Here is a 19,855-nt window from a genome sequence, read left to right on the forward strand (position 1 = left end):
CTATCGCGAATTGCAAACGAATGACCAGCCTGAAGTTGACGCTCACGCCGGATCAACTCGCCGTCACGCAGCCCTAACGCGAGTGTGTATAGCCGTGAGTGGCGGGAAATTCCGCCGATGCGTATCGTAACGGTAGAAATTCCAACCGGGAGATAAATCATGTCAATTCGTTCCTTGTTCCTCGCGACCGCCTTTGTCGCGGGAAGCGCAACGCTGGCGTTTGCAGGCCAGCAATATGTCGACAGCAGCGGCTACGCCGCCTCTGGTTTCGACGTCGTGGCCTATTTCGACATGGAGCAGTCCGAGGTCGGCAAACCGCAGCCGGAAGCCGTGCGCGGCAATTCAGCCTATACGGCGGAGTACAACGGAGCCACTTGGGCTTTCTCGTCTGCCGACAACCGGGACCGTTTTGTCGCCGATCCGGGCATGTACGCGCCGCAATATGACGGTCATTGCGCTTATGGCGTTTCCAAGGGCGGCAAGGTGCCAGCCAATCCCAACCTGTGGCGGATCGTCGACAGCAAGCTCTATCTCAACATTACGAAGCCCGTGGTCGGTTTCTGGGAAGATGATATTTCCGGCAACCTGTCCCTCGCCCAGTCAAACTGGAGCGGCATCGAGAGTTCACCCGCCTCGGAAGCGGAAATTCCACAATATGACGGTCCGATCGGCCCGGTTTCCAACTAGCAATCATCAGGCGTTCGACGGAGGGCTGGTCCTTCCGGCGGACGTAAGACTGAACATCAGACCGGACTGGCGACGCGCAGGGCGATCCACCAGCCGGACACCGCTGCGATGAACAGCAGAACCGAAAGACGCGCCATCTGTACGGATTTGGGGGTTAGTTCGAAAAGCAGGGCGACGGTGGCCAGAACGATTGCCAGAATGGTGATCTGGCCAAGTTCTATGCCGATGTTGAAGGCGACCAGCGACAGCGTGAGGTGTGGCGACGAAGGCCCAAGTATGTCTGTCAGCACAAACGAGAACCCGAGGCCGTGCAACAGGCCGATGAGGCCAAACACCCATGGTGAGCCCGCCCTGCCCGCCAGCGCGGAAATAGCTGCATAGAGAACGGAGACGGCTATCGCCGTTTCCACGGCGGGAATGAACCAGAACCATTGCGGCGTGAGACCGGAGAACGATGCAATCAGCGTGATCGAGTGACCGACCGTAAAGGCGCTCACCATCCAGAAGAGATTCCAGGTCACGCCAACCGCCAGGGCGATCGCCACGACGAGCAGAACATGGTCGGGGCCTTCCGCGATATGCCGTACACCCTGCAACAGAAATGTCCTGAAGGCGTAAAGCCGGCTGCCGTTGATCGCAACGCCGCCCACCAGTTGACCGGCCTTGACATAGGCGACCGGAGACGTCTGCCGCGCATCGATGATGACGTTTTCCATTGTCATGATGGGGTCCAGACGTATGGCCGGAAAACCGGACCGCACATCGATTGTGCCGGACAGCGGCTCTTGTGAAAGGACAATCCTCGCCTCGACAAGAGCTTCTCCGAAAAGCGGGTCGCCTTCTGCGCCAGCGAGAGCGAGTTGCTCTTCGATGTCTGAAGGACGTGAAAAGTCCCTGTGCTGGGTTCGGTCAATCAGCCGCATGGCCGTCACGCGCGGGGACAGGTCTCCCCCGGCGTGCCGCCATATCAGGGAGCGCTCGACGCGACGGGCGAGTTCCTCCCGGCTGTCCGCCACAGCCTCGGACGCCAGTCTGTAGTATTGCGTGGCGCCTGTCTGCTCCATAACAAGCAGGGAAGACGTCAGGGGCTCTCCCGTCCGTTGCCACCTGACAATGAGATCGGCGAACACGAGCGGCGCAGGAATCTGCACATAGGCGACCGTTCTGTTATCCTCGACAGCGACAAGAATCGTCCGGCTCCGCACATCTTCCGAAAAATGCGCCTTTGCAGGAAGACAGACGGCCAACAGCGTGGCTATCGCGATGATGAGTTTCATGAACCCGCCTTGTGTCGCGGAACTGTACGCCCCATGACGCTCTCAGTGAAGCGGATCTATCCACATCGACTGGCCGATTGCGCGTTCACATTGCACCGGCGAGCCTGTAAACGGTAGAGCTGTCGATATCTGTTGATCAAAAGGATACTTTAACAATGCTCAGCATCTGGAATTTTCGTCGGATTTCCAGCCGCCAGTTTAACCATGGCGCAATGGCGCTGATTTCAGGCATCAGCCTGTGTCTCCTCGTCGCCTCGCAGGCAGCGGCGCTGGAATACAAGCGCCTTGAACCATTGCTGGAAACCGGCGAAACGATCATCGGTCAGACCTTTGTCTATCCGCAGGACAGCCCTGCCGAAGTGACCGCAGTGATCGTGACGATGTTGCCGGGCGAGGAAACGGGGTGGCACATTCACGAAGTTCCGCTGTTTGGATATGTGCTCGAAGGCGAACTGACCGTCGATTACGGCGCCGAGGGCAAGAAAACCTACAAGGTGGGCGACACCCTTATGGAAGCGCTCAACCACCCGCATAACGGCGTCAATACCGGTACGGGCGTCATGAGAATTCTGGCGGTTTTCATGTCGAGCGAGAACGGCGTCAAGACGAAACCGGTCGAAGAGCCGGCTGATTGATCGCACGCGCCGGACAAATATATTGCGCGGCAAAATGAAAACGTTCAGAATTGCGCGGGGTAAAACAATTACTGGATTCGTTGCTTCGCCTGTTGTCATCTGCGACAACGCATTCCTTGTGGCGACATGCAAGAATTGCCGTCAGGCGCCATCGGATCCGCAGGAGAGGGTTATTTGATTTACCGGCTTCGCATAGGTGAGCATGCAGGGCGCATGCCCAAACGCATGCCTGGGCAAACGCACAGTCGGCTCATGCCGTGTGCTGCTACACATCTGACGAACCGGAAAAAGTGATGAACGCTCTTAGCCGCAATCATAACGCGCACCCGAGGCCGGCGACCGAGCTGGAGCCCAGTCTGCTCAAATATATCTGGAGAAATTCCAGGAACGACCAGATATGGATGTTGGTCGTCATCCTCGTGTCGATGATTCCTTACTACATGACGCTCGATTTGCCGAAATCGATCGTCAATGGCCCGATTCAGGGCAACGGTTTCGAGAATCCAGGCGCAACCTCCAAATTCATGGAAATCTACCTACCCTATGGCGACGCCATCTTCGGTCAGCCGGTTCTCCTGTTCGGAGGATTTGAACTCGACAGGATCGGGCTACTTTTCGCGCTGTCCTTCATGTTCATTTTCCTGGTTGCCGTAAATGGCCAGTTCAAGCGCTATATCAACACCTTCAAGGGTCGCATGGGCGAGCGCATGCTGCGCCAGATGCGGTACGAACTCTTCGATCGCGTGCTTCGGTACCCGCTGAGGCATTTCCGCCAGGTCAAGTCGTCGGAAGTCTCCTCGATGATCGTCAACGAGGTCGAACCGATGGGAGAATTCATCGGCGACGCCTACACGCAGCCCTTGTTGATGGGCGGACAAGCCATTACCGGCTTCGGGTTTATCGCCGTCCAGAACGTCTATCTCGGCATTCTGACGCTCGTCGTGATCGGTTTCCAGGCGGTTATCATTCCAAGGATGCGCCGCCGGCTGATCGCTCTTGGCCGCGAACGCCAGATCAAGTCGCGGGAACTTGCCGGTCGCCTCGGCGAGATCGTCGACGGCATTCAGGACGTCCATACCAACGACACGACGAATTTCGAGCGCGCCACAATTTCGAGCCGTCTAGGCAAGCTGTTTTTCATCCGCTTCGAAATCTATCAGCGCAAATTTTCCATCAAGTTTTTCAGCAACATGCTGATCCAGTTCCTGGCCTTCCTGTTTTATGCAGTGGGCGGCTACATGGCGATCCGCGGATCGCTCGATATCGGTCAGCTTGTCGCCGTTATCGCGGCTTACAAGGATCTGCCCGGACCGATCCGGGGACTCCTCGACTATGATCAGCGGCGTTTGACGGCCGAAGCCCGCTACAATCAGGTCGTCGAGCAGTTCTCCGTGCCCAATCTTCAGGATCCGGACATGCAATCGCTTCCGGAAGGCGAAGTTCCTCACTTCGCCTCCGGCTACAACCTTTCCAAGGTGCAGGTGCTGGACGACTCCGGAAACCGTTTGCTCGACGGCGTAACGACGAAAATCGATATCGGGGAGCGCGTCGTGCTGTTGAGCGACAGCAGCGAACCCCTCAGCGTCTTTGCAAAAACGCTTGCCCGCGTCACCGATATCAGTTCCGGAAAACTGACGATCGACGGCAAGGAAGTGGACGCCTTGCCGGAGTACATGGCCGGACGGCTGATCTCCTATGTCGACAGCAACACGTTCTTTCCGCAAGGGACAATCTACGAAACGCTGACCTATGTTCTCAAGAACCACCCGCCTGAGCTTTCCGAGGAGGAAGCGAAAAACTATGAGATGACCAAACTCGAGATCATCGAGGCCAAGCGGACCGCAAACAGTCTGCTTAATGCGGAGGTCGACTGGATCGACTACGGCAAAGCCGGGGTCTCGAACCAGATAGAGCTCGATGCAGAAATCTACCGTATTTTAAGCGATCTCGCGATGCAGAAGGACATTGTCGCCTTCGGCCTGCGCGCAACCGTGAACGCCGAGGAAAACGAGGAATTCTGCAAAGGCATCCTGGAAGCGAGAAACGAATTCCGCTCCAGTTTCACGGAACTCGGTCTCGAAAACTCCGTCGAAACCTTCGAATACGACAACTACAACAATTTCGCCAATATCGGAGAGAATCTGCTTTTCGGAACGTCGTCGGATCCCGACTACGAGCCGGAAAACCTGCCGTCGAACAAGATGATCCGCAAATTGCTGGCTTCCGAAGGCCTGGAAGAACCTCTGTTCGCCATGGGCAAGGAAGTGGCCGAAACGACCGTCGAACTCTTCAGCGGCCTGTCGGAAGACAATCCATTCTTCGATCAGCTGGAATATCTTAAGCCGCAAGAACTTCCCGAATACAACGAGGCGATCAGCAGGGTGGCGTCGACCAGCTACAAGGACATCAACGAGAAGGACAAGAAACGTTTCCTCAGGCTTGCCTTCACCTATACGGAATCGCGTCACCGCCTCGGCCTTCTCGACGATGAACTGATGGACAAGATCGTCAAGGCGCGGAAGGCCCTTCGCCAGGAACTGGAGGAACTGCCGCAAAATCCGGTCAATTTCTACGATCCTGGCGCTTATATGTCGTCAGCCAGCGTTCTGGACAACGTCCTTCTCGGCCGTATTTCTTCCACAATGGCCGGCGCGGAGGACGCGGTAACGGAAGCTATATTGCGAATTCTCGATGAACTGGAGCTGCAGAGCAGCGTGTTCCGCATCGGCCTCAACTTCAACATCGGCTCGGGCGGCAAGCGGATGTCGGAAACCCAGCGCCAGAAAATGCATGTGGCGCGCGCCATCCTCAAAAACCCGGATGTTCTGATTGCCAATCAGCCCCTGTCGGGCGTCGACCCGCAGTCGCAGAGGCGAATTCTGGAGTCAATTCTGGAGCGGGCGAAGGCATCGGAGAATGGAGGTCCGGCGATAATCTGGGCGCCAACCGACCAAAGCGTCGCGACATTGTTCGATCGAGGGCTTATGTTCGAAGGCAACAAGATTACGGGTGATGACAATCCTGGAAAATTGCTGGATGATTCCACAAATAAAAGCGAACTGGCCGGAGCTTGAAGATTGGTGATATATATTGATCCCAGTTATTTTTTAATTGTCAGCAGATCGAGGCGCAGCTGATGAAAAGCACCCTTAACAGCGAAGTTGAAATGCTTCGAACCATCCCGCTGTTTGCCGGGGTTGATCCAGCCAAACTCAAACTGCTGGCTTTTTCGTCCGAGCGTGTGACTTTCAGCGACGGACAAATCATTTTCAAGCAAGGCAAGGAAGGCGACAACGCCTATGTGGTTCTCGACGGAAACGCCGACGTGATCTTTGAAAAGGACGGAGAGGAAATTCTGGTCGCCGAAGTAGGCAAGAACGCACTTATCGGAGAATTGGCCATCCTGTGCAATGCGCCCCGCTCGGCCACCGTCAGGGCGAAGGGAAGGCTGGAGGCGCTCAATATCAAGAAAGAGTACTTCCTCGGCCTGATCACGGAATTTCCGAATATCGGCATCCATGTCATGCAACTGCTCGCGAAGGATATCACCAACGCCACGCGCGAATTGGCGAACGCCCGCATGGAACTTGCAAAGCATACGTCAGAGCACCACTGACTAAACTGGGAACGACCGTCCGGCGACGCCTGACGCCAGGCTGTCGCAACCTTTTTCGGTTCAGAGGGCTCGACCCCCGAGGTCAGAGAATCCGCATAAGCAGACAAAATACAGACTGCGGCGGCGTTTGTTGTCTCATATAAATTTCCTGTTACCGGATGCGTAAATAGCAAGTAACGCCGGATTGCAGCCCATGGGGCATCCAAGTTTCCAGTTGTAATCACATATACTTCGTCTGTACTGTGTTGCGGGGCGCAGGAAATTGGGGAACTTGGTTCGCCTTGAAGCTTGAGCGTTTGGCACGACCGGCTGCCTTGGCATTGCTAACAACAATCGCCATCGTTCTTCCCGCTATTGAGCGAGAGGAAACCTTTGCGTTCGCCCAGACTTCCGAGGCGTTGACAGGTGCGCTCGCCCTGGAAGACGAGTTCGTCACGATCTCCATGCTTCCTGGCGCCAATCTTCGCGACATTGCGGCGGAGTATCTCGACGATCCGGACTTGTGGCCGATTATTTTGAGCCTGAATAACATAAGCGACGTGACGGAGATCGCCGAAGGCCAGGAACTGCAACTCCCGACAAGCCAATTGCAAACGGCGGTCACGGCGCTCGCCGCATCCCTTGAGAGCATTCAACTCGCGAATGAGGCCGGCGCCCAGTTGTTTGCGCCCATCCTGATCCGAAACGCCATCACCTTGCGCGACGAGGCGATCAGAGAAAAGCAGAACGGCGTTTACAAAGAGAGCATTCTGCTGTCGTCTCGCTCGATCGATCGTGCGGAATCCGCTCGCAAAAAAAGTCAGGAAAATCGTGACGTTGAAGCCGAAGCGCGCCTCAGCGATCGGCAGGGCTGGGTCGAAGGCCAGAAAATTCAGGAGAACAGCTGGACGCAACGCGAACTCAACGCCGTTCTCAATGAACAGGAAAAGCTGAGGACCCTGTCGAGTTCAACCGCTCAGGTCGTGTTCCGCGACGCCAGCAGACTGCGTTTGAACGCGAATTCCCAAGCAGTTATCGAGCGTATGCGAGCAGATCCGCTTCAACGCAGCGAAGACGCCCAGATCAGTCTCGTGCAGGGCGATTTCTACGCTTTGCTTGCATCGGAGACCAATAGAAACCGCCTGGAAGTCAACTTGCCAAACGCCGACGCCACGATCGATTCAGGGAGTTTCTGGGTCAGCCAGGACCAGTCCGGCGCCAAGTTTTCGAACTTCGACGTCAAACCTGTTTCCGTCACCGCAGCCGGGGAAACGACGGTGCTCGGTCGCAATGAGGGCGCGGTGATCCGCAACGGCAGAGCGCCTGAGGAAAAGGTCAAAATCCAGGGTCGGGTCCATCTGCTTTCGCCGGATGAAGGCGCGGTGATCTACGGCAACAACGCAGAACTCGTGTGGGAATCGATTGGAGGCGGAGAACAGTATTGGGTGGAAATCGCCTACGACCCGCGTTTCGACCGTATGGAAAAAAGCCTTTTCGGAATTGACGGCGCGCAGGTCGGAAACCTTGAACTGGATCCCGGCAGCTATTTCTGGCGCGTCGCGGCGATCGACGCCTTCGGCCTGCCAGGGCAAATGAGCACGGTGCGCAAATTCGAAGTCCGGTTCGACGATACGCCGCCATTCCTCAAGATCCTCGCCCCCGGACCGGACGCAATCCTTCGCAAGGCGTCCGTCACGCTGGAAGGCGAAACCGAACCGGAAGTGGAAATCATCATCGAGGGCGACCGCTTCGAAATCGGGCCCGATGGCCGCTTCGGGTATGAAATGGAGGCTGTTGAAGGTGAAAACAGCGTTAGGGTGACAGCCATCGACAGGGCCGGCAACGAAACACAGCGCATTGCAAAATTCACCTATCTCAGGGACGAGAATACCAACATCGCCTTTGACAGCGCCCTGATACGTGACGAGCGCGGCCGATTCCTGACGGCTGGCGAAACCCTGACGCTGTCCGGCAAGGTGAAGGCGGACGCCAAAATATCGGTCCTTGACGCCGGCGGGGCCATCCGCTCGGAAACCTATGCGGAGCCGGACGGCGCCTTCCTTGTCAACATTCCTCTCGCCAGCGACGAGGAAAACCTTGCAATCCGGGTGACGAGCCCCTCGGGTCACGCTTACGAAGAACCTCTCGAAGCCATTGTTCTCGACACAGCGCCCGCGATACGCTTTTCAAGCCCGCCGCCGCTCGTGACGTCTGAGCCGTTGCTGCGGTTGGCGGTGGAGACGGACCAACCGGCGAGCGTCATCATAAATGGCCAAGAGGCAAGAGCGAAGAATGGCGCCGCCCATGTCGAAATCGAATTGCAGCAAGGACCGAACCTGATTGAAACCGTCGCCACGAATGCGGTCGGCCTGGTCACGATCGACAAGCGCACGGTGATTTTCGACACCGAAGCGCCCACCATCACACTTCAGAACATCGAGGTTACGCCAAAAGGCGACACAACCCTTGTTTCGCTGAATATCGGAGCATCCGATGCGTCCGGCCTGGCGAAGACGTCGCGTTTCAACATCCGCTCGGGCGACCAGCAACACAACGGCGTATTGCGTTTCAACAAGATCAGGAAGGCCTATCAGGGAAGCACGGAAATTCCGATCGGGGAGGGTGAAATGATTTTTGAGATCGAAATCGCCGATGTCGCCGGCAACGTCAATAATGTGAGGCTTGTCCAGTAATGCCGCTGCGCCGTCACACGCAACCGGCCATGGCGTCGGTTCTCGCCGCAGTCTTTGTCGCAGGCGCCCTGCTTCCGGTCCGCGCCGAAGACCCTGAATCGACTGCGCACAAGCCGCTTCTGGTGACGTTCGGACCGCGCGCTGCGCAGTCGGAGGGCGACCACGACTATCGGCAACTCGTTCGTATTTCCGCTCCGTCGGACGCCGGCCGACTGTATATCCGCGTCTACGACCCCGATGTCGGCGGCGCCCATGACGAACCCTTGGCGGGCTTTGACACACAAACCCGCTTCAGCCTCTATGGAAACGGGTCCGAAACCACGATCTATCGCGATCCCCAAGGCGTCGTTCAGGAAACCGTCACGGGCGAACCGGTCGGCTCTGTCGAATTCCGGTCGGACAGCGAGGCCGACGGTCAATGGGTCACTCTGTTCACGGTCGACGCCTCGGACGGCGTTGCGATGGGAGAAGCGCGCGAATTCGTGCTTGCAATAGAAGGGGTGTCCGGCAATGACGGCAACGTCTTCGACGTTTTCGTCAGCCGGCAGGAAAATGAAAATGTCGCTCCCCACGGAACCAGCGTTTATTCCTACGTACCGACGTTCCAGTCACCCGAAGAGGGCGTTTTTGTCGAACTGCGCTTCCGAGTTCCGCAAGATGCGGACGCGCTGGATGTCGAGAATTTCGATGCGGCGCGTGGTGAAATCGCCTATGGGGGCCGCTTCCGTTCGCTCCCGCTTGGAGCATCCAACAAAAGCGAGTGGATACGCGACCGGATTACACTGGAAGCCGACGAGCCGGGCCGCCTCGGATCGGTGACATTCGCAGGCGGCAACGAATCGCCGAACGATCTGACCGTTTTCGCAGGCGCGCCGATGGACGGCGCAAATTCCGTCGCAAAGCCCGTGCCGGTGGAACTTCCGTTGCGGGTGTTTGCGTTCAATCGACGACCATTGACGAGCTTCAACAAGCGCCAGACGGCCTGTCTGGAAATGCGTTTCGGCGCGTCCGCCTCCATTGATCCTGACACGGACCCGCTCACCCACTTCTGGCGGTTCGACGGCGAAGGCCCCTGGATACCCGGCGCGGTGTTGACTCATGTTTTTGTCAAACCGGGAGACCATACGGGTCGCCTGGAAGTGTTTGACGACACAGGCATGGTGGCAAGCGGGGACGCCTTCGACTTCTCCTTCTACGTAAAGCCCCGTCCCGTGGCCGCCTTCGAAAATCCGTCTCTCGCAGCGCAAGACGCCGAGGTGCAGTTTGACGCAACTGCCTCATCGACAGTCGATCGGCCGGCCGGCAACCACATCGTTGAATACCATTGGGACTTCGGAGACGGCGACAGGCTTATCCAGCGCGAGGGTGATCCGGATTTCGGCAAGCCTGTCCACGCCTACAGAAAATTCGGCGACTATACGATCGGTCTGACTGTTGTCGATTCCGCTGACAATCCTTGCAACACAGGCAGCATAACGGGAACCATAGAGATCAACGCGCCGCCGGTCGCGGACGCAGGCGGCGATCGCGAATTGCTGACTGGCGAGATCGCGAAATTCGACGCCTCCGCATCCCACGACCCGGACGGTTCCGTGATCTATCACCACTGGAACTTCGGCGACGGAGCCGAGTCCATTCGACAGGTCACCGAGCACGCCTGGCGCCGACCGGGCGCCTATCAGGTCACCCTTTCTGTCCTCGACGATTCTGCCTTTGACACAGCCAGGGATTCCGAGACGATCACAGTTACCGTGCGCGACGCCGCCAATATGGAGCCTCAGGCCGTCGCCGGCGCGGATCGCGCCGCCGCCGTCGGCAAGCCGTTCGCGCTCGACGCAAGCGGCTCCGCGGACAGCGACGGTTCGGTTCTCGTCTACGACTGGGATTTCGGCGACGCCACCGGCGCGAACACGCCAAAAGTCAGTCACACCTACTGGGAGCCCGGCGCCTATCCGGTTACGTTGAAAATCAGGGACAACGACAAGGGCGAAGCCATCGATACGCTTGTCGTCACTGTCGCGCCTCCGGACAACCGGGCGCCGCTCATCGATTTTCCGTCGCGGTTTCGGACAATGGCGCACGAGCCATTGCGATTCGACGCGTCTGAAGCCGACGATCGCGACGGCTCGATCATCGCCTTTGAATGGGATTTCGGAGACGGGACGTTCGGTCTGGGCCCAGTCATCGAACACCGCTACGACGCGCCGGGCGTATACGATGCAAAGCTGACGCTTACCGACAATGGAGTCCTGAACAAGCAATCGAGCACGATCGGGTTTCAGGTCGACGTCGCTCACAGACCTAATGAGAGACCGATAGCGGACGCCGGTGAGGACGTAACCACGGTCGCCGGTTCTTCCATTGCATTGAGCGCCGCCGGGTCGAACGATCCGGATGGTTCGATCATCGCCTATGAATGGGATTTCGGAGACGGCAATCGATCCACAGGCGTCGGCACGCGACATATCTACCAGTTTCCGGGAACCTATCGCGTCGGGTTGAAAATCACCGATGACGGCCGTAGCGGCGATCGTCTCGAACACGAAGACAGCATAACCATAACTGTGCTGCCGGCGGAAAACATAGAACCCGTGGCGATCGCTGCCGGGGAACTTTTGGTCGGCGTGCAGGAGATTGTCCGGTTCGACGGCTCGCCGTCCTACGATCCGGACGGGAACATCATGCGATACCAGTGGGACTTTGGAGACGGCGGCAATTCGTCCGACCGGCGCCCCTACCACGCATTTCATGATCCGGGAGACTATGAAGTGCGGCTGGTCGTGACCGACGACGGCGAAGAACCGAAGACGAACGAGGCGGCGTTCACCGTCACGGTCAGGGAGGCAGGCGCAAAAGAATGACATTTTCGTATATCCGCGCATCCCTCTTCAGACACGCCTTCGCCTCGGCGACGTTCCTGCTTGCAACCCTGCCGGTCCAGATCACGCCTGGCGGTTCGCACGGTACGGCTATTGCACAGGACAACGAATACGCCGACACCCGGGCGCTCGTGACCTTCGGCCCGGCCGCGCGCCGGATCGAGGGCGATCACGACTTCCGGCAGTTCATCCGCTTTTCGGTGCCAGAGGATGCAGGCGCGCTTTATTTGCGGGTCTTCGACCCTGACAATGGCGGCAAGCACGACGAGACGATCGGTTTCAACAGGGGGCATACGCGCTTCAGCCTGTACGGCGCCGGTTCCGACATGCGCCTGTGGCGCGACGAAGACGGCGTCGTCCAGGAAAACGTTGAAGGCGAAGCCATTACTTCCATCGAGTTCGGGACAGACCCGGAGATTGACGACACCTGGCAGGGGCTCTTCGTCTTTGACTCCGAGGACGGCAAGCCTGCAGGCCACGCCCGACGGGAGTTCGTGCTGGCCGTCGAAGGCGTCGACGGCGACGGAGGCAACGTCTTCGATGTCGCAGTCAGCACCTCGGAAACCGGCAACATCCAGCCGGACGCTCTCGAGATCTACAGCTACATGCCGACCTTCCAGGTCTCTCGTAGGGGCACGTTTGTCGAACTGCGCTTTCGGATACCGGACAGCGCCAAATCGCTCGTCGTGGAAAACTATGATTCCGCCGGCGGACATGTCGCCTATGCGGGCCGCTTCCGCACCGTTCCGATTGAAGCTTCGCGGAAGAGCGAGTGGAGCAGAAGCCGCGTGGAACTCGACGCCTCGGAGCCGGGCCGCATGGGCTCCGTCACCATTGCGGAAGGCGGTGAAACTCCCAACGACGTCACGGTGTTCATCGGAGCGCCGGTCAACGGCGACGACGCGGTGGAACAGCCGGTCGCCATCGAACTGCCGTTGCATGTTTTCGCGCCCTACCCGAGACCCGAAGTCGCATACAGTCTGCAGCCAGGCGTATGCGGCGACATGACGTTCGACGCTTCCGCGTCGGTCAACCCGAGAGGCGGACCACTCGCCTGGAGTTGGCGACTGAACGACGGCGACGAGATGCTCTCCGGAGCGGAAATCATGCAACAGTTCGAAGAGCCGGGCGACTACCCTGCGCGGCTGGAGGTTTTCAATGACAGCGGCATGATCGCCAACGGGAGCGCAACCGACTTTTCGTTTTTCGTCAAACCGCCGCCGGTCGCGCGCCTCAAAGCGCCGGCCCTCGTCGCCCAGGGCGCAGAAGTCCTTTTCGACGGCGCGGGTTCGACAACGCAACCCCGCCCCGACGGCAACCATATCAGCCGATATCACTGGCGCATGGGCGATGGCGGAGAAATCGTCCAGAACGAGGGAGACCCGGATTTCGGCAAACCCATCTACGTGTTTGAAAATCACGGCGTCTTCACGGTTGAGCTGACCGTCACGGATTCCGCCGGAAACCCCTGCGACAGCGCCTCTGTCGCCCACCAGGTTACGGTCAATGCAAAGCCGCTCGCTGAAACAGACGGCGATCGCCGGATAGCCTTCGGCGACGCCATCGCCTTCGATGCGGGCGATCCGATCGGACCTGACGGCGATACGCACCAATTCGCCTGGGATTTCGGCGACGGCGCAACAGCGACAGGCGCAAAGGTTGAACACACTTACGAAAAACCGGGAACATATGCTGTCTCGTTGCGCGTCGATGACGGGAAAGGCGCGGAAAACAGCATCTCCACTGATACGGTCAGCGTTTTCGTCAATGCCTCCCCGGACGGCGCAGCCGCTGTCATTCCCGACATCATGCGGCCCAATACACCGGAGATTTTCGACGCTTCCGGCGCCTTCGACAGCGACGGAGAAATCACCGCCATAGAATGGTCGTTCAGCGACGGCCTGACGACCGACAAGACCGCCTTCAAGCACATGTTCCGCGATCCCGGCGACTACTCCGTTACTCTCAAGCTGACAGACGATTCAAATCTCGGCAACGCGGTGACGGAAATCACGAAGACGATCTCCGTGCCGGATCCCGGCAATATGCCGCCGATTGCTGATCCGGGCGGCGACCGGCAGGCCCTGGTCGGCGAGATCGTCACTTTCGACGGTTCGGCGTCGAGCGACGCCGATGGCTCCATCCTCGACTACAAATGGGATTTCGGCGACGGACAGACCGCCGACCGTCTGGTTGTCGATCACGCCTATCACAAGCCAGGCGCCTACGAGGTGACGCTCGAAGTCACCGACGATTCCGGTCGTGACAACGCCACATCCGCCGCCTCATTCACCATTGTCGTCGCCAATCGCGACAATCAGTCGCCCATCGTGACCGCCGGCGGCGACCGCGCGGCTTTCGTGAACGAGATCATCGAATTTGACGCATCCGCCTCGATCGATGTCGACGGCAATCTGATGTCGGTGGACTGGGATTTCGGCGATGGCGGCGTAGCTTCCGGCAAGACCGCCTTTCACAGCTACGCCGAACCTGGCGACTATGTGGTCAGCGTCATCGTCAGCGACGATTCCGGACTTCGCGGCGCCGTCACCGCCAGACAGTTCACGGTGGCAGTCACCCATGCGCCCAATGAGGCTCCGCAATCCGATGTTCCGCAGACGCTGCGCCTCAAGACCAAAGTCCCCCACCAGTTCGACGCGAGCGCGGCGCAGGATCCGGACGGCAATATCATCAAATTCGCCTGGGACTTCGGCGATGGCGGCGCATCCCACAGACCGGTCATCGACCATGTTTACGATCGGCCGGGCGTCTATGAAGGCTCGCTCACACTGACCGACGATTCCGGACTTCCGAGCGGCGTCACGGTGCGCGATTTCAAGGTCTTTGTCGAGGAAAAGCCCAACGAAGCGCCAATTGCCAAGGCGGGAGCGGACATCACGGCGATTGTCGGCGAACGGATCGATTTCGACGGCGGCGAGTCGACAGACGCCGACAGCAGCATCGTCTCCTACCACTGGGATTTCGGCAACGGCAAGACGGCGATCGGTCAGAAACGGTCCATCGCTTACTTCGATCCCGGATCCTATGAGGTTGTCCTGACCGTGACTGACAATTCAGGTCAGGCCAACGCATTCGGCAGCGACAGCCTCACGGTCACCATCAACGACCGTCCCAACACCATGCCGGTCGCCAGGGTTCCGAAAGACCGGCCGGCCGCGATCGACGAAGCAATCGAATTCTCCGCGGCCGAGTCGGAAGACCCGGACGGAAACATTCTCTCCTACGAGTGGGATTTCGGCGACGGAAACACCGCCAGCGGCCGCGAGGTCAGTCATCTCTACGAAAAATCCGGTACCTATGTGGCGCGGCTGACAATCCGTGACGACTCCGGACTGGAAAATCAGAAATCCATCAGCGAACGGACCATTGTCATCAACGAACCGCCTGTCGCCGAGGCCGGCCCGGACCAGCACGTCACCGCATCCGAAGTCATCTTCGACGCGTCGCAATCCTATGACCTGGATGGCGAAATCATTTCCTATGCATGGGATTTCGGCGACGGCCAGCGCGGAACCGGGAAAATGGTCGCCCACACCTACCGCAGTCCCGGCGTCTATGACGTCGGCCTCTATGTCGTCGACAGTTCCGGAACCATCCGCAACGACGCGTCGGATACGATGACGGTGATCGTCAACGCTCTCCCGGTCGCAGACGCCGGTTTCGACGTGGTGACGGCGCCCGGCGAAACGCTGACTTTCGACGGGCGTCGATCCAGCGACCCGGACGGCGAAATCGCCCGATATCTGTGGAATTTCCGCGACGGAAACAGCGCGGAAGGAGACGTCGTCAACCACGCATTCTTAACACCCGGCTATTACTCCGTTGAGCTGCGGATCTATGACGACACAGGTCATGAAGATGCGACCGACTTTTCGCAGATCCTCATCACCGTGAACGACCAGCCGACGGCCGAAGCCGGACCGGATCTTTCGGTCGCTCCGGGTGAGGCGTTCATTCTGTCCGGTGCAGGCTCCACCGACCGGGACGGCTCGATCACCAACTGGCGCTGGGATATCCAGAACACCGAGGAGACGCTGGAAGGCGAGACGGTCGAACACAGTTTCGATGAGCCGGGAATTTACACGATCACGCTGACCGTGACGGATGACAGCATCGCATCGAACCGCACAGCTCAGGACGAACTTACGGTCGAGGTGAACCACGAACCGGTCGCGGAATCAGGTCATGACATCGTCAGCGACCAACTGCGCATCGTCTTCAACGCCGGGGCCTCAGCCGATCCAGACAATGACGGCCTGACCTATATGTGGGATTTCGGCGATGGTTCGAAAGCCGCCGGCGCCGAGGTCGAGCATGTCTATGAGACCGGCGGCGTCTATCCGGTGTTGCTGACGACAGACGACGGGCGCGGCCTCGCCAACTCGACCGACACCGACGCCCTCACCGTGTCGATCAACCGGCCTCCGCTGGCAAAGGCCGGAGAAGACAAGGAAGCATGCGTCGGCGACATCTTCGTCTTCGACGCCAGTTCCTCCATCGATCCGGACAACGGCCTTCTTCTGTACGAATGGGATTTTGGCGACGGAAACAAGTCGACCATCATCAATCCGACCAAGGTCTACGAAGATCCAGGCGCCTACACGGTGCGCCTCTCGGTGCGCGACGAATCCGGCCTCGCCAACGCGACCCATTCCGACGAGGCGCTGATGACGGTCTTGCCGGCGCCGGAAGCCCATGCCGGTTCGGACATCGAGGTCTGCGCGGGAACCCCTATTCGTTTCGACGGAACCGAATCAAGCGACGTGGACGGCGTCGTCAATCGCTTTTCCTGGGACTTCGGCGACGGCCAGACCGGCGGCGGAGACCGCCCCGAGCACATCTATTACGACGCCGGCGTCTATCGCGTTTCTCTCCAGATCGAGGGAGACAATCTGGGGCTCTGCTCGCCGATTTCCACCGACGACATCCAGGTGACGATCCTTCAGGCGCCGGTCGCGGTCGTCAATGGCCCGACCTTGGTCGCGGCCGGAGAAGAGGTTGTGTTCGACGGGTTTGGTTCCAGCGTCGAAGGCGGCGTCATCGCCGCCTATGAGTGGGATTTCGGCGACGGCGTCATCGCGTCGGGCGGCAAGGTCAGCCATGTCTTCGAAAAGCCGGGCCTCTATCATGTCCGGCTGCAGGCCAGCGCGACGGAAGATCTCGGCGGCTGCGCCAGCACGGAAACGATCCATCTGGTGACGGTCAACGCAGCGCCCATGGCGCAGATCGACGCGACGCCAGTCGTCGAGGTCAACAAGCCCCTCCTGCTGAGCGGCGCAAGGTCTTCCGATCCCGACGGAGGCGTCTCGGAATATAACTGGAATCTCGGCGACGGCGCCGCTGCCACGGGCGTTGAAATACGCCATATCTGGCGAGAGCCCGGTCTCTACGCAGTCACCCTCAAAGTGAACGACGGGACAGGCCTTGCCAACGCCGCCGACGAAGTGCTCTTCGAGGTGACGGTCCTGCCGGCGCCGGCAAGCGAGATCGACGGCCCGGCGATCGCCTGCGTCGGCGAGCCCGCGCCTTTCGCGCTTACCAATTTGCCGGAAGGAGCCGACAGCAGCCGGGCGACCTGGACCTTCGGCGACGGAAACAGCGCTGGTGGCGAAACCACCACTCATTCCTATGCGAAATCCGGCGTCTATTCGGTCAACGCAATCCTGCCGGTCGAGCGTGCGGGTGAAGTGCTGCAGACACCCGTTTCGCGCAGCATCACCATCAATCGGCCGCCGGTCGCAATCATCGACGTCGTTCGCAAGACCTGCGCTGGCGAAGACATTGTATTTGACGCTTCCCGGTCCTTCGACCCTGATGGCGAAGCGATCGCCTATCACTGGGACTTTGGAGACGGAACAGTCGCCACAGGGCCGGTCACGGAACACAGCTACGGCAAACCCGGCTCCTATCGCGCCGTTCTGACAGTGACGGACGCGACCGGTTCTCAATGCGCGGCCACGCAACAGGCGGTGGAGATTTTCGTCAACGCGCCGCCCGTCGCCGACGCCGGACCGGACATCGACCTTCTCATTGGCGGCGCTCACGATTCCCTGATCCTCGACGCCAGCCGATCGACCGACGAAGATGGCGATCATCTGGAGTATTACTGGATCCTGTCCAACGGGCTGGAGCTCGACGGCGAGAAAGCCCGTGTGGAATTCACCGAACCGGGCGTTGTGGAGGTGGAGTTGACTGCGGGAGATCCTCATGGTCTGGCCTGCAGCGTTTCCACGGATGTCATGACGATACGGACCACGACGAGGGAAGCGTCGACAACGCTGTCGCAACTGGAGTAAGACCGTTGTCCTTCCTGAAGCAGAACCGGGCAGACGATGCGTTTTAACCTTCGTTCCAAAATGATGATCTTCGCAGCGCTGATCGCGGTGCTGCCGCTCGTGGTCGCGGGCCAGTCGATCATTCGCGTGGCCCGCGACGAATTGAAGAGCGCCGCCAACGAGCAGTTGGTCAGCACCGCGCGACAGGTCACGAACGAGTTCAACGCCTTCTTTGAGTATTCACTGTTCGTGCCGCTTGATCTGATCCGAAATGCGATCGGCGGAGAAACGCTGGATTCTCGCTCGAAGATCACATTGCTCAAACAGGGCATCGCCGATCTTCCGGACGTGGTTTCCCTGCAGATCAACATAGAAGGAGTGCCGCGGCCGATCGTTGTCTCGCAGGAAGCCTATGTCAGCACGCTGGCGGAGCATTTCGAAAATCCCGTCAGCATTCTTCAGGTCGACCCGGAAGACGCCCAACCACAGACGGAATCGTCGCAAAGCGCGACCAGTGTCGAATTTATCGCCGAAACTGGCGACTGGCTGGCAACGGCGAGCCTGCCCATTCCGGGAGGCATCGGCGGCAGGAATGCGACCCTCTACGCCCGCATCAATCTCGAGCGCCTGAAACGCTTCATCACCAAACATCCCTTTGCGCGCACCGGCGCCATCCATGTCATCAACGGCGAAGGCGGTGTAGTCTATGGCACGACCGAGGGCGAGTACGGGCACGAAAGCGTATCGGTGATGGCGCAGCAGATGCTGTCTTCCAGACAGGCTGTCATCGCCGTCGAACCGTTTCAACTTGCCGACGGATCGATTTCGCTTGGAGCGATCACCCTTGCGAGAGCTTTGCCGTGGGCGGTCGTGGTCGAGAAATCCGAAGCAGACGCCTATGCCCCGATCAGGGACATGATTCGAAGTCTGCTGCAATGGCTCGGCATCGGCGTCTCCGTAGCAATGCTCGGCGCCGCCTTCTTCGCGCTCAGGATTTCACGTCCGATCCTCCACATCGGCGAGGCGGCGATCGAAATCGCGAAGGGAAATCTGGACGTCAGGGTCAACAATGTCCGCTCCCGCGACGAAATCGGGGATCTGGCAAAGCGCTTCAACGAGATGATCGTTCAACTGGCTGAACGGTTCGAATTGCAGAAATTCGTATCGCAAGGCACGATGAAGGCCATCAGCGGCAGTTCCGACCGCGAGGTTTCCCTTGGCGGCGAACGTCGCAGCGTGGCGATCCTGTTCGCCGATATCCGCGGCTACACCGCCTTTTCCGAAACCCGCGAGCCGGAAGAAGTGGTCGAGGTGCTCAACAGCTACTTCCAGAGGATCACGGACATCGTGGTCGCCAATCATGGCGATATCGACAAGTTCGTCGGCGACGAGATCATGGCGGTTTTCGGGGGCGCCAACCAGTCAAAACATGCGGTCGAGTGTTCGCTCGCGATCATGCAGGTCATGGAAGAAATGCGGCTGACCTCGAAGGCGGACTTGAGGATCGGCATCGGCGTCAATGTCGGCGAAGTGGTTGTCGGCGCCATGGGCAGCAACCAGCGCAAGGACTTCACGGTGCTTGGCGATCACGTCAATCTCGCCGCCCGCCTCTGCGGTCAGGCCGGACCGGACGAAACCTGGATCTCGCGCAATGTCCACGAACAGTTGCCGGCCAAATTGACCAGCCAGGCGCGCCGGATCGAGCCGATCGCCGTGAAGGGAAAGAAAGACCGGATCGAGGTCTTCGTCTATGACGGCCCGGGGAAATCCGAGTCCGACGCGGCATAGCAAAT

Annotated in this window: 9 protein-coding genes; 8 read left to right on the plus strand and 1 reads right to left on the minus strand. The window is 59.1% G+C overall.

Annotated elements, in window-relative coordinates; translation table 11 throughout:
- Positions 1–159: 159 nt before the first annotated feature.
- Complete coding sequence (locus tag AAFN47_RS07040; RefSeq protein ID WP_499808496.1) at positions 160–687, plus strand: YHS domain-containing (seleno)protein; 528 nt, start codon at positions 160–162, stop codon at positions 685–687.
- Between the two features lie 56 nt (positions 688–743).
- Here AAFN47_RS07040 and AAFN47_RS07045 read toward each other — a convergent pair whose 3' ends face one another.
- Entirely contained in the window at positions 744–1,964 is a 1,221-nt protein-coding gene (locus AAFN47_RS07045; RefSeq protein WP_499808497.1) for a HupE/UreJ family protein, read from the minus strand.
- A gap of 155 nt (positions 1,965–2,119) precedes the next feature.
- Here AAFN47_RS07045 and AAFN47_RS07050 point away from each other — a divergent pair, with 155 nt between their 5' ends.
- The 7 genes from AAFN47_RS07050 (at position 2,120) to AAFN47_RS07080 (ending at position 19,850) form a co-directional block, all read left to right on the plus strand.
- Entirely contained in the window at positions 2,120–2,599 is a 480-nt protein-coding gene (locus AAFN47_RS07050) for a cupin domain-containing protein (protein ID WP_499808498.1), read from the plus strand.
- A 293-nt stretch (positions 2,600–2,892) separates the two neighbouring features.
- The gene (locus AAFN47_RS07055; protein WP_499808499.1) at positions 2,893–5,673 is read left to right on the plus strand and encodes an ABC transporter transmembrane domain-containing protein; all 2,781 of its coding nucleotides are present in this window, start codon (positions 2,893–2,895) and stop codon (positions 5,671–5,673) included.
- A gap of 62 nt (positions 5,674–5,735) precedes the next feature.
- Positions 5,736–6,215: a cyclic nucleotide-binding domain-containing protein gene (locus tag AAFN47_RS07060; RefSeq protein WP_499808500.1), complete on the plus strand. Its 480-nt coding sequence runs from the start codon at positions 5,736–5,738 to the stop codon at positions 6,213–6,215.
- Between the two features lie 314 nt (positions 6,216–6,529).
- A complete protein-coding gene (locus AAFN47_RS07065) occupies positions 6,530–8,887 on the plus strand; it encodes a FecR domain-containing protein (protein ID WP_499808501.1) in 2,358 nt (785 codons plus the stop codon).
- On the plus strand, positions 8,887–11,748 hold the full coding sequence (locus tag AAFN47_RS07070; protein ID WP_499808502.1) for a PKD domain-containing protein: 2,862 nt from the start codon (positions 8,887–8,889) through the stop codon (positions 11,746–11,748). Before AAFN47_RS07065 ends, AAFN47_RS07070 begins: the two co-directional genes overlap by 1 nt.
- Entirely contained in the window at positions 11,745–18,083 is a 6,339-nt protein-coding gene (locus AAFN47_RS07075; protein WP_499808503.1) for a PKD domain-containing protein, read from the plus strand. The genes AAFN47_RS07070 and AAFN47_RS07075 overlap by 4 nt, the downstream gene beginning before the upstream one ends.
- Before the next feature lie 36 nt (positions 18,084–18,119).
- Entirely contained in the window at positions 18,120–19,850 is a 1,731-nt protein-coding gene (locus AAFN47_RS07080) for an adenylate/guanylate cyclase domain-containing protein (protein WP_499808504.1), read from the plus strand.
- Positions 19,851–19,855 lie beyond the last annotated feature (5 nt).

The organism is Hoeflea sp. CAU 1731 (assembly GCF_039888615.1).
Classification (GTDB): domain Bacteria; phylum Pseudomonadota; class Alphaproteobacteria; order Rhizobiales; family Rhizobiaceae; genus Flavimaribacter.

Excerpts from the sequence above, each read along its gene's own strand:
- AAFN47_RS07075 (WP_499808503.1), top strand. The coding sequence starts at position 11,745 with ATGACATTTTCGTATATCCGCGCATCCCTCTTCAGACACGCCTTCGCC.
- AAFN47_RS07045 (WP_499808497.1), bottom strand. The coding sequence starts at position 1,964 with ATGAAACTCATCATCGCGATAGCCACGCTGTTGGCCGTCTGTCTTCCT.
- AAFN47_RS07060 (WP_499808500.1), top strand. The coding sequence starts at position 5,736 with ATGAAAAGCACCCTTAACAGCGAAGTTGAAATGCTTCGAACCATCCCG.
- AAFN47_RS07040 (WP_499808496.1), top strand. The coding sequence starts at position 160 with ATGTCAATTCGTTCCTTGTTCCTCGCGACCGCCTTTGTCGCGGGAAGC.
- AAFN47_RS07050 (WP_499808498.1), top strand. The coding sequence starts at position 2,120 with ATGCTCAGCATCTGGAATTTTCGTCGGATTTCCAGCCGCCAGTTTAAC.
- AAFN47_RS07070 (WP_499808502.1), top strand. The coding sequence starts at position 8,887 with ATGCCGCTGCGCCGTCACACGCAACCGGCCATGGCGTCGGTTCTCGCC.
- AAFN47_RS07055 (WP_499808499.1), top strand. The coding sequence starts at position 2,893 with ATGAACGCTCTTAGCCGCAATCATAACGCGCACCCGAGGCCGGCGACC.
- AAFN47_RS07080 (WP_499808504.1), top strand. The coding sequence starts at position 18,120 with ATGCGTTTTAACCTTCGTTCCAAAATGATGATCTTCGCAGCGCTGATC.